This is a genomic window from Actinomycetospora soli (assembly GCF_021026295.1).
Lineage (GTDB): Bacteria > Actinomycetota > Actinomycetes > Mycobacteriales > Pseudonocardiaceae > Actinomycetospora > Actinomycetospora soli.
This window is the reverse complement of the sequence record NZ_JAJNDA010000008.1, coordinates 15,479-30,066: the sequence shown is the minus strand read 5'-3', so window position 1 is coordinate 30,066 and position 14,588 is coordinate 15,479. Positions and strand designations below refer to the sequence as shown.

General features: G+C 74.9%; 14 protein-coding genes. 7 read left to right on the top strand and 7 right to left on the bottom strand.

What is annotated here, in order from left to right:
* Window positions 1-60 precede the first annotated feature (60 nt).
* Window positions 61-717 carry a TetR/AcrR family transcriptional regulator gene (locus LN037_RS14540; RefSeq protein ID WP_230753759.1) on the top strand — a complete coding sequence of 219 codons (657 nt, stop codon included), beginning with the start codon at window positions 61-63 and terminating at the stop codon, window positions 715-717.
* Window positions 718-1,288: 571 nt separating this feature from the next.
* Window positions 1,289-2,194, top strand: a complete 906-nt coding sequence (locus LN037_RS14535; RefSeq protein ID WP_230753757.1) for an LCP family protein — start codon at window positions 1,289-1,291, stop codon at window positions 2,192-2,194.
* Between the two features lie 158 nt (window positions 2,195-2,352).
* On the opposite strand, the gene LN037_RS14530 is transcribed toward LN037_RS14535, so the two are convergent.
* The gene (locus LN037_RS14530; RefSeq protein ID WP_230753753.1) at window positions 2,353-3,246 is read right to left on the bottom strand and encodes a DMT family transporter; all 894 of its coding nucleotides are present in this window, start codon (window positions 3,244-3,246) and stop codon (window positions 2,353-2,355) included.
* Window positions 3,243-4,427 (bottom strand): MGDG synthase family glycosyltransferase, encoded by a 1,185-nt coding sequence (locus LN037_RS14525; RefSeq protein ID WP_230753750.1) that lies wholly within the window; start codon window positions 4,425-4,427, stop codon window positions 3,243-3,245. Before LN037_RS14525 ends, LN037_RS14530 begins: the two co-directional genes overlap by 4 nt.
* Before the next feature lie 277 nt (window positions 4,428-4,704).
* Between LN037_RS14525 and LN037_RS14520 the strand changes: the two genes are divergently transcribed.
* Both LN037_RS14520 and LN037_RS14515 read left to right on the top strand, forming a co-directional pair.
* The gene (locus tag LN037_RS14520; RefSeq protein WP_230753747.1) at window positions 4,705-5,919 is read left to right on the top strand and encodes an MGDG synthase family glycosyltransferase; all 1,215 of its coding nucleotides are present in this window, start codon (window positions 4,705-4,707) and stop codon (window positions 5,917-5,919) included.
* A gap of 98 nt (window positions 5,920-6,017) precedes the next feature.
* Complete coding sequence (locus LN037_RS14515) at window positions 6,018-7,583, top strand: serine hydrolase (RefSeq protein ID WP_230753744.1); 1,566 nt, start codon at window positions 6,018-6,020, stop codon at window positions 7,581-7,583.
* Between the two features lie 4 nt (window positions 7,584-7,587).
* On the opposite strand, the gene LN037_RS14510 is transcribed toward LN037_RS14515, so the two are convergent.
* Both LN037_RS14510 and LN037_RS14505 read right to left on the bottom strand, forming a co-directional pair.
* Window positions 7,588-8,694, bottom strand: coding sequence for an NHL repeat-containing protein (locus tag LN037_RS14510; protein ID WP_230753740.1), 1,107 nt, complete (start codon window positions 8,692-8,694; stop codon window positions 7,588-7,590).
* Window positions 8,695-8,780: 86 nt separating this feature from the next.
* Complete coding sequence (locus LN037_RS14505) at window positions 8,781-9,371, bottom strand: type 1 glutamine amidotransferase domain-containing protein (RefSeq protein ID WP_230753738.1); 591 nt, start codon at window positions 9,369-9,371, stop codon at window positions 8,781-8,783.
* Between the two features lie 188 nt (window positions 9,372-9,559).
* On the opposite strand from LN037_RS14505, the gene LN037_RS14500 reads away from it, so the two are divergent.
* Window positions 9,560-9,790, top strand: coding sequence for a heavy-metal-associated domain-containing protein (locus LN037_RS14500; RefSeq protein WP_230753736.1), 231 nt, complete (start codon window positions 9,560-9,562; stop codon window positions 9,788-9,790).
* A gap of 77 nt (window positions 9,791-9,867) precedes the next feature.
* Here the strand turns inward: LN037_RS14500 and ku are convergent, their stop codons facing one another.
* The gene (gene ku / locus LN037_RS14495) at window positions 9,868-10,842 is read right to left on the bottom strand and encodes a non-homologous end joining protein Ku (RefSeq protein WP_230753734.1); all 975 of its coding nucleotides are present in this window, start codon (window positions 10,840-10,842) and stop codon (window positions 9,868-9,870) included.
* 163 nt (window positions 10,843-11,005) lie between these two features.
* On the opposite strand from ku, the gene LN037_RS14490 reads away from it, so the two are divergent.
* A complete protein-coding gene (locus LN037_RS14490; protein WP_230753731.1) occupies window positions 11,006-11,791 on the top strand; it encodes an ATP-dependent DNA ligase in 786 nt (261 codons plus the stop codon).
* A gap of 6 nt (window positions 11,792-11,797) precedes the next feature.
* Here LN037_RS14490 and LN037_RS14485 read toward each other — a convergent pair whose 3' ends face one another.
* Window positions 11,798-12,454: a TetR/AcrR family transcriptional regulator gene (locus LN037_RS14485; protein ID WP_230753728.1), complete on the bottom strand. Its 657-nt coding sequence runs from the start codon at window positions 12,452-12,454 to the stop codon at window positions 11,798-11,800.
* 103 nt (window positions 12,455-12,557) lie between these two features.
* On the opposite strand from LN037_RS14485, the gene LN037_RS14480 reads away from it, so the two are divergent.
* Window positions 12,558-13,487, top strand: coding sequence for an SDR family NAD(P)-dependent oxidoreductase (locus LN037_RS14480; RefSeq protein WP_230753725.1), 930 nt, complete (start codon window positions 12,558-12,560; stop codon window positions 13,485-13,487).
* Between the two features lie 51 nt (window positions 13,488-13,538).
* Here the strand turns inward: LN037_RS14480 and LN037_RS14475 are convergent, their stop codons facing one another.
* Entirely contained in the window at window positions 13,539-14,567 is a 1,029-nt protein-coding gene (locus LN037_RS14475) for a prephenate dehydrogenase (protein ID WP_230753722.1), read from the bottom strand.
* Between the last annotated feature and the right edge of the window lie 21 nt (window positions 14,568-14,588).

Sequence of the window (14,588 nt, the reverse complement as noted above, 5' to 3'; positions counted from 1 at the left end):
GTGGTACAGCTGCGTACCGAACCTGCTGGGGAGGATGGTACGAGCTGGTACCATAGGCCAGTGACTGTGAGCGCGCACACCGCGGATTCCGGCGAGCACCCGGTCGTGGTCGCCATCCGCACCGGGACCGCTCCGGGCTCGGACCACCGTGACCGGCTGATCGCCGCGATGGGTGAGCTCCTCGCCGAGCAGGGCTACGCGAGCGTGACCGTCACCGACGTCGTCGCCCGCGCCCGCGTGTCGAAGCGGACCTTCTACCAGCACTTCGCCGACCGCGAGGAGTGCCTGCTCGCCACCTACCGGGTGGTCGCCGAGGCCCCGCTGCACCGGATCGCGGAGGCGGCGGCGTCGACGGTCGGCACCGGCCTGCCGGTCCGCGAGGAGATCGCCGGCGTCACCGGCGCGTACCTGGCCGCGATGGCCGAGCACCCGCTGCTCACCCGCGCGATGCTCACCGAGGTCGGCTCGGCGGGGCCTGCGGGGCTCGCCGTGCGCCGCGAGGTGATGCGGCGGTTCGCCGACGGGCTCGTGGCGCTGGCCGCGGCGGGCGGGCGGGAGCTGTCCGCCGGGGTCGCGCAGGCCCTCGTCGGCGGGATCAACGAACTGGTCCTCGAGGCCGTCGAGTCGGCCGACGTGACGGCACGGGAGATGGCCGACGCGATCCTGGCGCTCGGGGACACGGTGACCGAGCTCGGCACGGCGGTCCTCGACCGGTAGGCCGCGGCACCCCCCGTGTCAGCCGTGTGCCACCGCTGACGTCGAGTGTCAGCAGGGCGCCACGCCCACCGGCAGGATCCGCCGGTCGGGTGACCCGAGGCAACGGGTGGTGCAGCCCGAACGTCGTTCCCCGGATGGAACCGTCACCGCGACGGTGGTTATGGTCCCGGGACCAACGCGGCGTCCGGTATCTCCCGGCGTCCCTCCTGCGCCGGTGTCCGGAGGCGGGGGAGCCGAAGCAGCGAGGGAGACGCCGATGGCTCCAGCCCCGGGTCCGCCCGGCCCCCGACCACCCCGGCCGGGCGGGTTCGCGATGCCCCCACAGGGACCGCCGCCCGGGCCGCCTCCCGGTCCTCCGCCCGGTCCGCCCGGTCCGCCGCCGCCGCGTGGCGCGCGGCCGCCCCAGGGCCCGCCGCCACCACCCCCGCGTCCGCTGCCCCCGCAGCCCGCGCGGCCGCAGCCGCAGCCGACCCGCGTCGGGACCCCACCCGCCGTCGGGACGGCGCCGGCTCGCCCCCCGCGCCCCGTCCGCAGGCGGCGGTGGGGACGTCGGATCGGGGCGCTGCTGGGTGTGCTCCTGCTGCTCGTCGTCGGGTTCGGGATCTACCTGGACACGCAGATGACGCGGACCGAGGCGCTCTCGTCGTACGCGGGGCGCCCGGCGTCGGGCTCCGGGACGAACTGGCTGCTCGTCGGCTCGGACAGCCGGGCGGGGTTGTCGAGCGCCCAGGAGCGGCAGCTGTCCACCGGCGAGGCGGACGGCAACCGGACCGACACGATGATGATCGTGCACGTCGGGTCGTTCGGGGGGCAGACCTCGATCGTCAGCCTGCCCCGCGACTCGCTCGTCGAGGTCGACGGCACCACGGCGCGGCTCAACTCGGCGTACTCGTCGGGCGGGCCGCAGCTGCTGGCGCGCACCGTCGAGCAGTCGACCGGCCTGCGGATCGACCACTACGCCGAGATCGGCTTCGAGGGTTTCGCGTCGATGGTGGACGCGGTCGGCGGGGTCGAGATGTGCCTCGACGAGGCGATCGACGACCCGAAGGCCGGGATCGACCTGCCCGCGGGCTGCCAGGAGCTGAACGGCCCGAACGCGCTCGGCTACGTCCGCACCCGCGCCTTCCCGAACGCCGACCTGCAGCGCGTGCAGAACCAGCGGGCGTTCCTGTCGGCGCTCATGTCGAAGGCCGCGAGCCCGGTGACCCTCGCGAACCCGTTCGCGTCGGTCCCCTTCGCGACGGCGGCCGTGCGCACGTTGACCGTCGACGAGTCGACCCACGTCTGGCACCTCGCGAGCCTCGGCTGGGCGATGCACGCCGTCAGCTCGGGCGGGGTGACGACGACGGTGCCGATCCGGCCCTCGGGTTCGGTGTCGGGCGCGGTGGTGTGGGACCGCACCGACGCGCCGCGGTTGTGGGAGGCCCTGCGCTCCGGCGAGGACATCCCGCGGGATCTGGTCACTCCGGGTCCCTGACGATGTGGCGTTCCCGCCACTGGATGACAGCAACGACGCTGTGCTGCCAGAAGGTGGGGCGCCTCAGCGGTCCCGCGCGAACAGCACCGCGAGCACCGTGCAGCCCAGCACGATGAGCGCGATGGGCAGGACGGCGTTGATCGTGTCCCAGGACATGGTCAGCCCCAGGCCGGCGCGCGGTCGCCGGTGTCCGTGCGGGCGGTGTCGAGCAGGGCCGCGCTCTGCCGGGTGATCACCACCGTGCCCGCGACGACCACGGCGGCCGCGACCACCTGGCCGACCAGCGCGAGCGGCGTGGTGCGGACCCACTCGCCGAGCACGAGGACGCCGAGGGTGACCGCCACGGCGGGGTCGGTCGTCCCGATCACGGCGTTGACCGGTGCGTTGAGCCGGCCGAGGTGCAGGGCCCGCTGAGAGAAGGTCCAGCCGCACAGCGAGGTGACCAGGGCGGCCGCGAAGGGCCAGGACACGACCGCGTCGACGAGGTTCGACGCGGCGAGCGCGGTGGCGAACAGCGTGGCCGTCAGCCCGTAGAAGCCGCCGGTCGCGAGCGCCAGCAGGGCCGCCCGCACCGGCTCGGACCAGCCGACGCCCCGGAGCCCGAGGACGCCGACGAGGCCCGCGACCACGCCGACCACGACGAGCGGGGTGACGGCGGGGGTCGGCATGACGGCGGGTGCCTGCGGGTGGGCGATCGCCAGGAACGCGGCGAGACCGAGCACGCAGACCACCGACGCGCGGAGCAGGCGGCGGTCCAGGCGCCGGCCGGCGAGGGCCGCGGAGGCGATCGTGCCGAAGACCAGCCCGGTGACCAGGACCGGCTGCACCAGTGCCACGGGCCCGACGTGCAGGGCGTAGGCGTAGGAGCCGAACCCCACGGCGATCACGGCCTGACCGGCCCACCAGCGGCGGCGCCGCAGCACGCGGGCGAGGAGCTCCCGGGTCGAGCCCGGCTCGTCGATCTCCTGCCCGGCGCGCTGCTGGAGCACGGTCCCGGTGGAGATGCCCGCGGCGCCGACGAGGGCGGCGAGCAGGGCGATCGCGGCGGTCACGGCAGGTTCTCCACGGTCGGCAGCTTGAGCACGGCGGCGAGGTCGACCCCCGCCTGCCGGCGCGACCAGGCGGCCGCCCGGTCGTGCGCCGCGCGGAGCGCGGCCGGGTCGGCGAGCCACTCCTGCAGCAGGCGCGTCAGCTCCCGCGGCCGACGGCAGGTGCGGGCCAGCCCGGCCCGCCCGAGCAGGCGGGCGGAGTCCCGCCCGTGGCCCGGCAGCGGCTGGTAGAGCACGAGGGTGCGACCGCAGGCGAGCGCCTCCTGCGCGGTCGCGCCCCCGGAGTTGTTGACGACGACGTCGGCGGCGGCGAGCAGGGTCGGCACGTCGTCCACCCAGCCGGGTACCCGCAGGCGCTCCGACCCGACCCGGTCGCCGAGCGCCCGCAGCCGCCGGCGCGCCCGCTCGTCGCGTCCGCACAGGGCGACGACGTGGCACCGCGGGTCGGCCGCGAGGGCCGCCCGCACCGCACCGGCGATCCCGCCCAGCCCGAGCGAACCCGCCGTCACGACGACGACGAGCGCGTCCGCCGGGAGCCCGAGGTGCTCCCGGGCCGCGCGGGCCCCGTCGTCGGACACGGGGGTGAAGGGCGCCCCGACGAGGGCCGAGCGCACCGTGACCCCGGCGCCCGGGTCCATGACGCGGGTGGGCGCGGCGGCGAGGTCGTCGAGCACGAGGTACTCGTCGACGCCGGGGTAGGTCCAGTAGGCGTGGGGCGCGAAGTCGCAGATCGCGGCGACGACGCGGGCCTCGAGCCGCCCCTGCCGGCGCAGCCGGGCCAGACCCGCCGTCGCGAGCTGGTGGGTGGAGACGACGACGTCGGGGGCGCCGTCCGCGGCCAGGCGCGCGTGGGGCCCCTCGAGGTCGGCGGCGAGCGCGCGGGCGACCCAGGCGCCCATCACCTCGCGGTAGAACCACCGCACGAGCCGCGAGTGCGTCACCGCGGCGTACCAGGCCTCCTGCAGCGCCGGGGTCCACTGCACGGCGAACTCGAACAGCCAGCGGAACACCGGCCCGGAGCCGTGGCCCATGCGGGCGAACGCCTCGGCGAGCCGGATGTCGCAGTCCGGGCGGTCCCGCGCGACGATCGTGGCCACCGCGCGGGCCACCGCCGCGTGCCCCTCGCCGATCTCCCCGGAGACGATCAGCAGCCGGGTCGCGCGGTCCGTCGGCGGGCTGTTCACGGTGTCCAGTCTCCCGATCCCGCAGGACGCACACCCGTCCGGGTGTGCTGTTCACACGGGAGGCGGTTCCCGTTCAACCCGGTGCGCGTCCTTCCGCGACGCTTCACCCGTCCCTCATCGCCCGTCCTCCGGACGCGCCGATCATGAGTCCCGCGTCGAGGTCCACCGTGGGTCACAGTAGGTTCACGGGAGGGTCACGGCACCCGGACGATCGTCGGCTGGTCGGAACGACCCGGCCCGTCGGCCGTCGTCACGCCCGAGAGGAGCCCTCCGACCGATGACCGCACTCGGCGTCCCGAGGTCGACCCGCGCCCGGCGTCGCCCGCTGCGTCCCCGGCACCTGCGGGTCCTGCGGCGCGGCACGCGCCCGCCCGAGGACACCCGGCGGGAGCGGCCCGACCGGTCGCCCCGGGTCGTCGTCCTCACCGCGCGCGTGGGGGCGGGGCACGACCGGGCGGCCTACGAGCTCGCGGCGCGCCTGCGGGCGCGCGGGGCCGTCGTGGACGTGCACGACTACCTGGACGCGCTCCCGCGCTACGGGCAGGTCATCATCGGCGACGGCTACGGGTTCACCGTCAACCGGATGCCGCGGTTCTTCGACTGGCTCTTCTACGCCCTCGAGCACCGCTGGGACGTCCGCGGGATCATCCTGACCTTCCTCACGTTCTCCGAGCGCACCGTGCGGCGGTGGACCCGGGACGCCGACGTCGTGGTGTCCACGTTCCCGCTGTCCTGCCAGACGCTGGGCCGCATGCGCGCCGCGGGCCGGATCCGCGTGCCGGTGATCAGCTACCTGACCGACCCCGCGCCGCACCGCATGTGGCTGCACCCCGGCGTCGACACGCACCTGTCGGTCACCAGCGCGTGCGCGGCGGCCGCGGACGCGATGTACGGCGTCGAGGTCCGTCCCGCGGGCCCGCTCGTCGGGCCCGCGTTCTCCCGCGCGCACACCGACGCCGACCGCGTCGAGACCCGCCGCTCGCTCGGGCTCGGCGACGACGAGACCGCCGTGCTCATCAGTGCGGGCTCGCTGGGGCTCGGGGACGTGCCCTCGCTGGTGTCGGCGGCCCTCACCAACCCGGCCGCGCACGTGGTGGTGCTCTGCGGCCGCAACACGGCCCTGCGCACCGAGCTCGACGCCATGCCGCGGGTCACGGCGCTCGGCTGGCGCGACGACGTCCCCGCGCTGATGGGTGCCTGCGACGTGCTGCTGCACAACGCCGGCGGGCTCTCGGTGACCGAGGCCCTCGTCGCGAACCTGCCGGCCGTCACCTACTGCCCCATCCCCGGGCACGGGCGGGCGAACGCGACCGTGCTCGCCGACGCGGGCCTCGCCCCGTGGCCGACGACGCCGGAGGCCCTCGCGGGGGTGCTCGACGGCGTCACGCGCACCTCCCCGCTCTCGCCGTGGCCCACCGACCCCGACGGCGACGTCGCCGAGATCGTGCTCGAGGCGGCCGGACAGCGGGCGGCGGTCGCGGCGGCGTCCTGAGCGCCGACGACGGGACCTGAGTCCCTTCCGGAACGCGATCCTGCTCCCTGTCGTGCCGTCCGACCGGGCCATACATTGCGGACGTGACGACACGGAGCGTGACGAAATTCGTGACGGCGGCGGCCGTCCTGGCCCTGGCGCTGACCGGGTGCTCCTCCTCCCCGGGCAGCTCGGACGCTCCCGCCGCCGCGCCCGCACCGGGGGGCGGGGCGATCACGCCGGAGGCCGTCTCGGCCGCGGTCGGGGCGCTCGACGGCATCGTCACCGCCGACCTGCAGGCGACCGGCGTCCCGGGGGCGGCGGTCGCGGTGGTCCACCAGGGCCGGGTGGTCTACGCGAAGGGCTTCGGGGTGCGCCAGGTCGGGCGCCCGGAGCCGGTGGACGCGGACACCGTCTTCCAGGTCGCGTCGGTGTCCAAGGCGATCGCCGGCAGTGTCATCGGCGCCGCGGCGACGCAGAAGCGGGCGGCGTGGACGGACACGATCGCCTCGCGGCTGCCGGGCTTCACGCTCTCCGACCCCTACGTCGGCGCGAACGTCACCGTCGCCGACATGCTCGCCCACCGCAGCGGGCTGCCCGAGAGCCAGTTCACCACCGACATCCTCGAGGACCTCGGCTACTCGCAGGCCGACATCCTCGCCCGCCAGCGGCTGCTGCCGCTCGAGCCGTTCCGCACCGGGTGGAGCTACACCAACTACGGCCTGACGGCGGGTGGTGAGGCGGCCGCGGCCGCCGCCGGGACCACGTGGGCCGACCTCGCCCAGCAGACGATCTTCGGTCCGCTCGGGATGGCCTCGTCGAGCTACCGCTACGCCGACGTCGCGAACCGGTCGGACCGGGCGGCCCTGCACAAGCGGGAGGCGAACGGGTCGTGGACGCCGTCGCTCACGTTCGACGTGGACCCGCAGGCGCCGGCGGGCGGTGCCAGCACCTCGGTCGACGACATGAGCAAGTGGATGACGATGCTGCTCGCCGGGGGGAAGAACGGCGCGACCACGGTGATCGACACCGCGAACCTCGACCAGATGTGGGGGCCGCAGGTGCAGCGGGCTCCGGTCGAGGAGGTCGGCGGCCCGTTCCAGTTCTACGGCGAGGGCTGGAACGTCGAGCGGGACTCGTCCGATCGTCTGTCGGTGAACCACTCCGGGGCGTTCCAGACCGGGTCGGGCACCAACGTCAAGCTCCTCCCCACCGAGGACCTGGGGATCGTCACCCTCACCAACGGCACGCCCGACGGGCTCGCCGAGGCGATCAACCAGCGCTTCTTCGACCAGGTCGAGAACGGGAAGCAGAGCCGCGACTGGCTCGCCCTCTACCGGCAGGCCTTCGCCCAGCTCTCGGCGCCGGTCGACCCGACCGACTACACGAAGCCCGCCCCGCAGGTGACGCCGCCGCAGGCCCCGACCGCGTACGTCGGGACCTGGCGCAGCGACTTCTGGGGCGACCTCGTGGTGAGCGCGGCGCCCGACGGGTCCCTGTCGATGGTCGTCGGGCCGGAGCGCCAGCAGTACCCGCTGGCGCACTGGACGGGCGACACCTTCTGGTTCACCCCGCGCGGGGAGAGCGCCTTCGGGAACTCCGGCGTCGTGTTCGCCGGCCCCCGGCTCACGGTCAACGCCTGGAACGAGGTGCCCGGGCTGGGGGTGTTCCGGAAGGTCGGCTGACCTCCTAGGGGGCGTCCACGATCTGGACGACCCCGGTGTTCACGCTCGCGATGTAGAGCCGCCCGGAGGTCGGGTCGACGCCGAGCGTGTACGGGCCCTGCGCGGTGGCGACCCGGGCGACCTCGCGGGGCTGCGGGTTCGTCATGTCGTAGCCGATCACCACGTTGGTCCCCGAGGACGCGACCCACACGCGGTCGCGCACCGGGTCGTAGGTGATGCCGTAGGGGCCACCGGGCTGCGGCACGGCGCCGACCTGCGTGGGCGGGCCGTCCGGGTTCGGCTGGAACACCAGGACCTGGTCGCCGCGCGTGTCGGTGGCGATCATGCGGCCGTGCCGGTCGGCCACGAGGTGCGTGGGGCCCTGCCCGGACGGGGCGCTGCCCACGATCCGCAGGGTGTTCACGTCGTAGATCGTCAGGTCGTCCTTGCGGACGTCGATCAGTCCGACCAGATCCCCCACCGGGGCGAGACCGGCGGGCTGGACGGCGTCGGTGAACATCTTCACCACGCGGTCGCCGCGGATCGCCGAGACGGTGCCGCCGAGCTCGTCCGCGGTCATCACCGTGCCGTTGGGGGCCTGCGTGGCGTCGTGCGGGACGGTGCCGACGAACAGCGGCGGGTCGGCCTGACCCGCGGGGAGGTTCACCCGGACCAGGGCGTTCGCGCTCTCGACGGGCACCAGGATCGGGCCGCCGGGCGCGGCGAGTTGCAGGTGGCGCACGAAGCCGGGCAGCGGGGTGCGGCCGCGCACCGCGCCGGTGTCCGCGTCGAGCAGCACCAGTGAGTTCGGGTTGCGGGTGGCGACGGCGACCGTGCGGGTCACCGGGTCCACCACGACCCCCTCGGGGGCCGAGCCGACCTCGACCTGGCGGCCGGGCGGCGGCGTGGTCGGCACGGGCGCCGACTGCGGCTCGGCGGCGAGCGAGAGGTTCGTCGTGTCGGGGCGGGTGCCCTCGGTGGGCACGCCCGGGACGAGGAGCCCGGTGGTGGGGGCGACGCTCGGCGCCGACGTCGGGGCGGGGGCCGGTGGGGCCTGGGTACCGCAGGCCGCGAGCACGAGGCTCGCGGCGACGGCGGGGAGGAGCAGGGCTCTGGCTCGGCCTCGGGGCATGTCCGTCCTGTACCCCCTCCCGGCGTCCTGAACGTCCGTGCGATCCCGACGACGGGTGCCGGGGCACCCGTCGTCGGGACGGGCGGCTACCGCACCTCGGCGGCGTGGATCTCGGCCTGCTTCTCGGCCTTCGCGAACTCCTCGACGAGCGTGGCGCAGAAGGCCGGCAGGTCGTCGGGGTTGCGGCTGGTGATCAGCTTGTCGTCGACCACGACCTCCTCGTCGACCCACTCCGCGCCGGCGTTGCGCAGGTCGGTGGCGAGGCTCGGGAACGAGGTCATGCGACGGCCGCGGACGACGTCGGCCTCGATGAGCAGCCACGGCGCGTGGCAGATCGCGGCGACCGGCAGGCCGACCGCGAACGCCTCGCCGACGAGGCGGACGAAGTTCGGGATGGTGCGCAGCAGGTCGGGGTTGGCGACCCCGCCGGGCAGCACGAACCCGTCGTAGTTGTCGGTCTTGACCTGGCTGACCACCGCGTCGACGTCGAAGCGGTCACCCTGGTCGAGGTGGTTGAAGGCCTGGATGGAGCCGGGCGTCTCCGAGATCAGCACCGGGGTGCCGCCGGCGTTCTGCACGGCCTTCCAGGGCTCGGTCAGCTCGACCTGCTCGGTGCCCTCCTTGGCGGCGAGGAACCCGATGGTGCGGCCCTCGAGCGGGCGGTCCGATGTGGCCATGACGATGCGACACTCCTCGAAACTGCAGGTGGGATACCCTCGGGGGGTAAGAGTCGGCGCGACGGCCGACGGACAGGCCCGGGATCCCCGGCACCCGTCGTGCGAAACGCACACCGGGGTGGGCGCCACGCCACGATCGCGGGCGTGGCACCGTCGCGGGCGACCCCCCGACGTTCGGAAGGACTCCCATGGCCACGACGACTCTCTCGGTCCCCGAGATCCACTGCGACCACTGCCGCACCGCGATCGAGGGTGCGCTCTCGCCGATCGACGGCGTCGAGGGCATCGACGTCGACCTCGAGAACCGCGTCGTGCGCGTCGAGCACGACGACGAGCTGCAGCTCGGCTCCGTCGTCGAGGCGATCGAGGACCAGGGCTACGACGTCCCGAACCGGGACGCCTACGTCCGCGCCTCCTAGTCGGTCACCTCCGGTGCAAGCAGTGCGTCACTGCTTGCACTGGACGCCAGGAACGCCCCACCGTCGCGGCGGCCCGACTAGCTGGCCTTCTCCTCCGCGGCCTTCTCGTCGTCGGACTTCTTCCGGCGCGAGCGGGTGGTGGTCGTCTTCTTCGTGGTCGACGCGTCGTCGTCGGCCTTCGCGCCCGACCGCTTCCGGGTCGTCTTCTTCGCCGGCTCCTCGGCCGGGGCCTCGTCCTCGTCCTTCTTCGGCGAGGACGGCGAGTCCGCGGCCTTCCCGCCCGCCGCCTCCACGGAGCGGCGCAGTGCGGTGAGCAGGTCGGTCATGTCGTCGGCGTCCTCGGCGGGCGCCTCCTCCGGGGCCGGACGACCGCCGCCGTGCTCACGCTTGTACTCGATCAGGTCGCCGACGGCCTTGCGGTACTCGTCCTCGAACTCGTCGACCTCGAAGTCGCCGGAGAGCGAGTCGATGAGCGACGACGCCATCGCCATCTCCTGCGGGCGGACCTCGACGTCGTTGTCGAGCACCGGGAACTCGGCCTCGCGGACCTCGTCGGGCCAGAGCATCGTCTGCAGCACGATCGCGTTGTCCCGGACGCGCAGCAGGGCCAACGTCTCCCGCTGGCGCAGCGCGACCTTCACCAGCGCCATCCGGTCGGTCTCGCGCAGGGCCTCGCGCAGCAGCGAGTACGGCTTGAGCGCCTTGTTCTCGGGCTCCAGGTAGTAGCTCTTGTCCAGCAGCAGCGGGTCGACCTGGTCGGCGGGGACGAACTGCACGACGTCGATCTCGTGGCCGGTCGCGGTGGGCAGGGTGGCGAGGTCGTCGTCGTCGAGCATGATCAGCTGCCCGTCGTCGGTCTCGTAACCCTTCGCGATCTCGGAGTAGGCCACCTCCTCGCCGCACACCGAGCACGTGCGCTTCTGGCGGATGCGCCCGCCGTCGACCTCGTGCACCTGGTGGAACCGGATGTCGTGGTTCGAGGTCGCGGCGTAGAGCCGGACCGGGACGTTGACCAGCCCGAACGACACCGCGCCGCTCCAGATCGCGCGCATCGCGCGGCTCCCTCCGCTCGTCACCGGGCGTCACCGGTGCTCGACCCCAGGATGCCCCACACGCGTCGCGACTCACAGGATTTCCGCGGGCGGGTACCGCGCGGCGTCCACGGTCGGGGTGTCGGCGGCGAGGTTGTCGGACCCTCGGGGCACGATGTGGGGCATGCAGGACGTCGGCGTGCGCGGAGCCGGCATCCGGCCCATGCAGCCGGTGCCGGGGCGGCTGCCCGTGGGCCCGGAATGGTCCTACGAGGTGGACTGGAGCGGCATCCGCCTGCTGGCCGACGTCGAGGACGGGACGCTCTGCCTGCGCACGCTCGAGGGGGACGACGTCACCGCGCGGTTCCCCGAGTTCGCGCCGCTGGCCGAGGTGGTGCCCGACGGGCTGTTCGACGGCGAGGCGGTGCTGCTCGACGCCGGGCAGCCGTCGTCGCTCGCGCTGTTCGACCGGCTGCGCCGGGCCGACCCGCGCAAGGCGCGCACGCTCGCGCGGGCCCGCCCCGCGATCCTCATGGTCTACGACGTCCTGCGGCTCTACGGCGTCCCGCTGACCGAGCGCCCGCTCGACGAGCGCCGGGCCACCCTCGGACGGCTGAGCCTCGACGAGGTCGGTCGCATCCAGGTGTCCCCGGTGTACGACGACGGGCCGGCGCTGCTCGCCGGGGTGCGCGAGCAGGGGCTGCCGGGCGTCATGGCCCGGCGCCGGGACACGCCCTACGACGCGGAGGCAGCCGCGGACTGGCTGCGGGTCGTGGCGCCCGCGGAGGCACCCACCGCGCCGACCGCCGCGACGTCGGTCGACCTCCCGACGGCCGAGCAGCCCCCGGCCGGGCCGGCGCTGTCCGCCCTGCCGCCGGCCGACGCGTCGGCCCCGCCGCACCCGCCGTCGGGCAAGGTGACCCGCGGGCGGCACAGCCGCGGCCAGGAGGACCCGCCGGGTCTGTGGTGACGCCCGTCAGGCGCGCGCGACCAGTCCGCTCGCGAACACGGCGACGAGCTCGCGCAAGGTGTCCGGCAGGAGCACGCGCATCGCGGCCAGCGTCGGGTCGAGCTCGTAGACGGCGGCCATCGCCGGGGTCGGCCGGCAGGCCGTGAACACCGTGCCGGCGCAGAGCAGGGTGCCGGCGCCGAGCTGGAAGGCGGCGTCGTCGTCGAGCTCGCCGAGGAAGCGCCGGACGACCCCGGCGAGCCGGAGGCCGAGCTCGCGCAGACCCTGCTTGTAGCGCAGGGCGACGTCGGTCGAGACGTTCCGCTCGAGCACGGCGGACTGGGCGGCGAGCAGGTCGCAGAGCACCGGGCGGGTGGTCAGGGTGGTCGCGAACAGGTCGGCCAGCGCGTCCACGCGCTCGCGGGGGGTCCCGACGACGGGGTGGGCCGACTCGAGCTCCTCCACCCACTCGACGAGGCGTTCGTCGAGCAGCGCGAGCAGGGCGGCCTCGCGGGACTCGACGTAGCGCAGCACGTTCGACTTCGCGAGGCCCACCCGCCGCGCCAGCTCGTTGAGGCTGACCTGCGCGACCGGCATCTCGGCCAGCATCTCCGCGAGCGCGCCCAGGACGGCGCGGCGTCGTTCGTCGCGCTGGTCGTCGGTGCGCGCCCGCCGGAAGGTCACACCGGGAGATTACAGACCGGCGGGCTCTTGTGTATCAGACCGGCGGTCCGATACGTTCACGGCACAAGAGACCGCCGGTCTCTTCTTCCTGAGGGGCGTCGCCATGTACTCCGTGCCCGACCAGACCGGACGGACCGCCGTCGTCACCGGGGCCAACAGCGGGACCGGGAAGGAGGCCGCCGCGCGGCTGGCGGCGGCCGGCGCGCGGGTCGTCCTCGCCGTCCGCTCGTCCGAGAAGGGGGAGGCCGCCCGCGCCGAGATCCTGAGCCGCGCGCCCGGCGCGGCGGTGGAGGTGCGGCGGCTCGACCTCGCCGACCAGGCGTCGGTGCGCGCGTTCGCGGAGGGGGTGGACGGCCCCGTCGACCTGCTGCTCAACAACGCCGGCGTGATGGCGGTGCCCGAGCAGCACCTCACCGTCGACGGCTTCGAACTGCAGACGGCCTCGAACGTCCTCGGACCGTTCGCGCTCACCGTCCGCCTGCTCCCGCAGTTGCTCGCCGCGCCGGGCGCCCGCGTCGTGTGGATGAGCAGCACGGCCGCGTGGACGGGCCGGGTCGACCCGGAGCGCCCGGAGGTGCCGCGGCGCTACTCCCCGACCCTCGTCTACGGCGCGACGAAGCTCGCCGACCAGCTGCTGGCCAACCACCTCGCGCGCGTCGCCGACACGCGCGGCTGGGACCTGCGCAGCCTCGGCGCCCACCCCGGCATCACGCGGACCGAGCTGTTCGCGAACAGCACCGTGCCCGGCGGGGGCGCGCCGCGCGAGATGCCGCGGCTCCAGCGGCTGCTCCCGCTGCAGGAGGTGGACACCGGGGCGGAGCCGATGCTCGTGGCGGCCACCGACCCCGGCGCCGCGAACGGCACCTACTGGGGACCGACCGGGTGGGGTCCGACCGGGCTGCTGCAGGTGCGGGGACGCACCGCCCGGGTGCGCGCCCCGCGGGCGGCCGCGGACGTCGACCTCGCCGCCCGCTACTGGGCGGCGGCGGAGCGGGTCACCGGGGTGTCGCTCGACGCGAGCGTGCCCGCCTGACCGGCACCGGCGGGTGTCGGCCCGGTACGACGGTCGACGACGGCGGTCGGCTCAGTCGTCCGCCGGGGCCGCCGCCTCGAGGGCCTCGGCGGTCCACCCGATGATCCGGCCGCCGGTGCGACCGAGCTCGCGCATCGACTCGAGGTGCTCAACGGGGGTGCCGGCGAGGTCGACGCGGACCTCCCGGCGGTCGAGGCGGGCGGCGTCGAGCGCGGCGCGCCCGTCGTGACCCGCGGTCAGCGTCGCGAGCAGCCCGCCGGTGGACGCCAGCGAGCCGCGAGCGGCGCCGAGCCGGCCGAGGGCGTCGTCGAGCGCGGCGAGCAGCGAGGCGCGGTTGCCCTCGCACATCGCCGCGGTCAGCTCGGGGCGGGTGGCGGCGACGCGGGTGCCGTCGGCGAACGAGCCGGCGGCCAGGGCGAGGGCGAGCTCGCCGCCGTCGGCGCCGACCGCCGCCAGGACCGCGGCGAGCAGGTGCGGGAGGTGCGAGATGCGGGCGACGGCGACGTCGTGCTCGTCGGACGCCGCGGGCACCACGGTGGCGCCGCACGCGAGGGCGAGCGCGACGACGTCGGCCCAGACGGCGAGGTCGGTGTCGTCGTCGGTGGCCACCACCCACACCTTGTCGTGGAACAGCTGCAGCGAGCCCGCGTCCCAGCCGGAGAACTCGGTGCCGGTCATCGGGTGCCCGCCGACGAAGCGGGAGCCCGGCGCCCAGCGCTCGACGGCGTCGCGCACCGGCTCCTTGACGCTGGTGACGTCGGTGAGCCGGCAGTCCGGGGCCTCCTTGCCGACGACCGCGAGCACGTCGTCCATCGACGTGAGCGGCACGGCGACGACCACGAGGGCGTCGGTGTCCGCGGCCCGGCGCACGGCGTCGGCGACGGTGTCGCTCACGTCGTAGCCGTCGGCGCGCGCCTTCTCGATCGTCGTCTCCGACGCCGACGCACCCCAGGCCTCGCGGCCCGCGTCGGTGGCGGCGCGCAGCAGCGACCCGCCGATCAGCCCGAGCCCGAGCACGCACACGGGCCGGGTCAACGCGGCGGCCAGCACCGCACCGGTGTCCGGTTCCTCTGTCCCCACGGCTCGCGAGCGTAGGGCGAG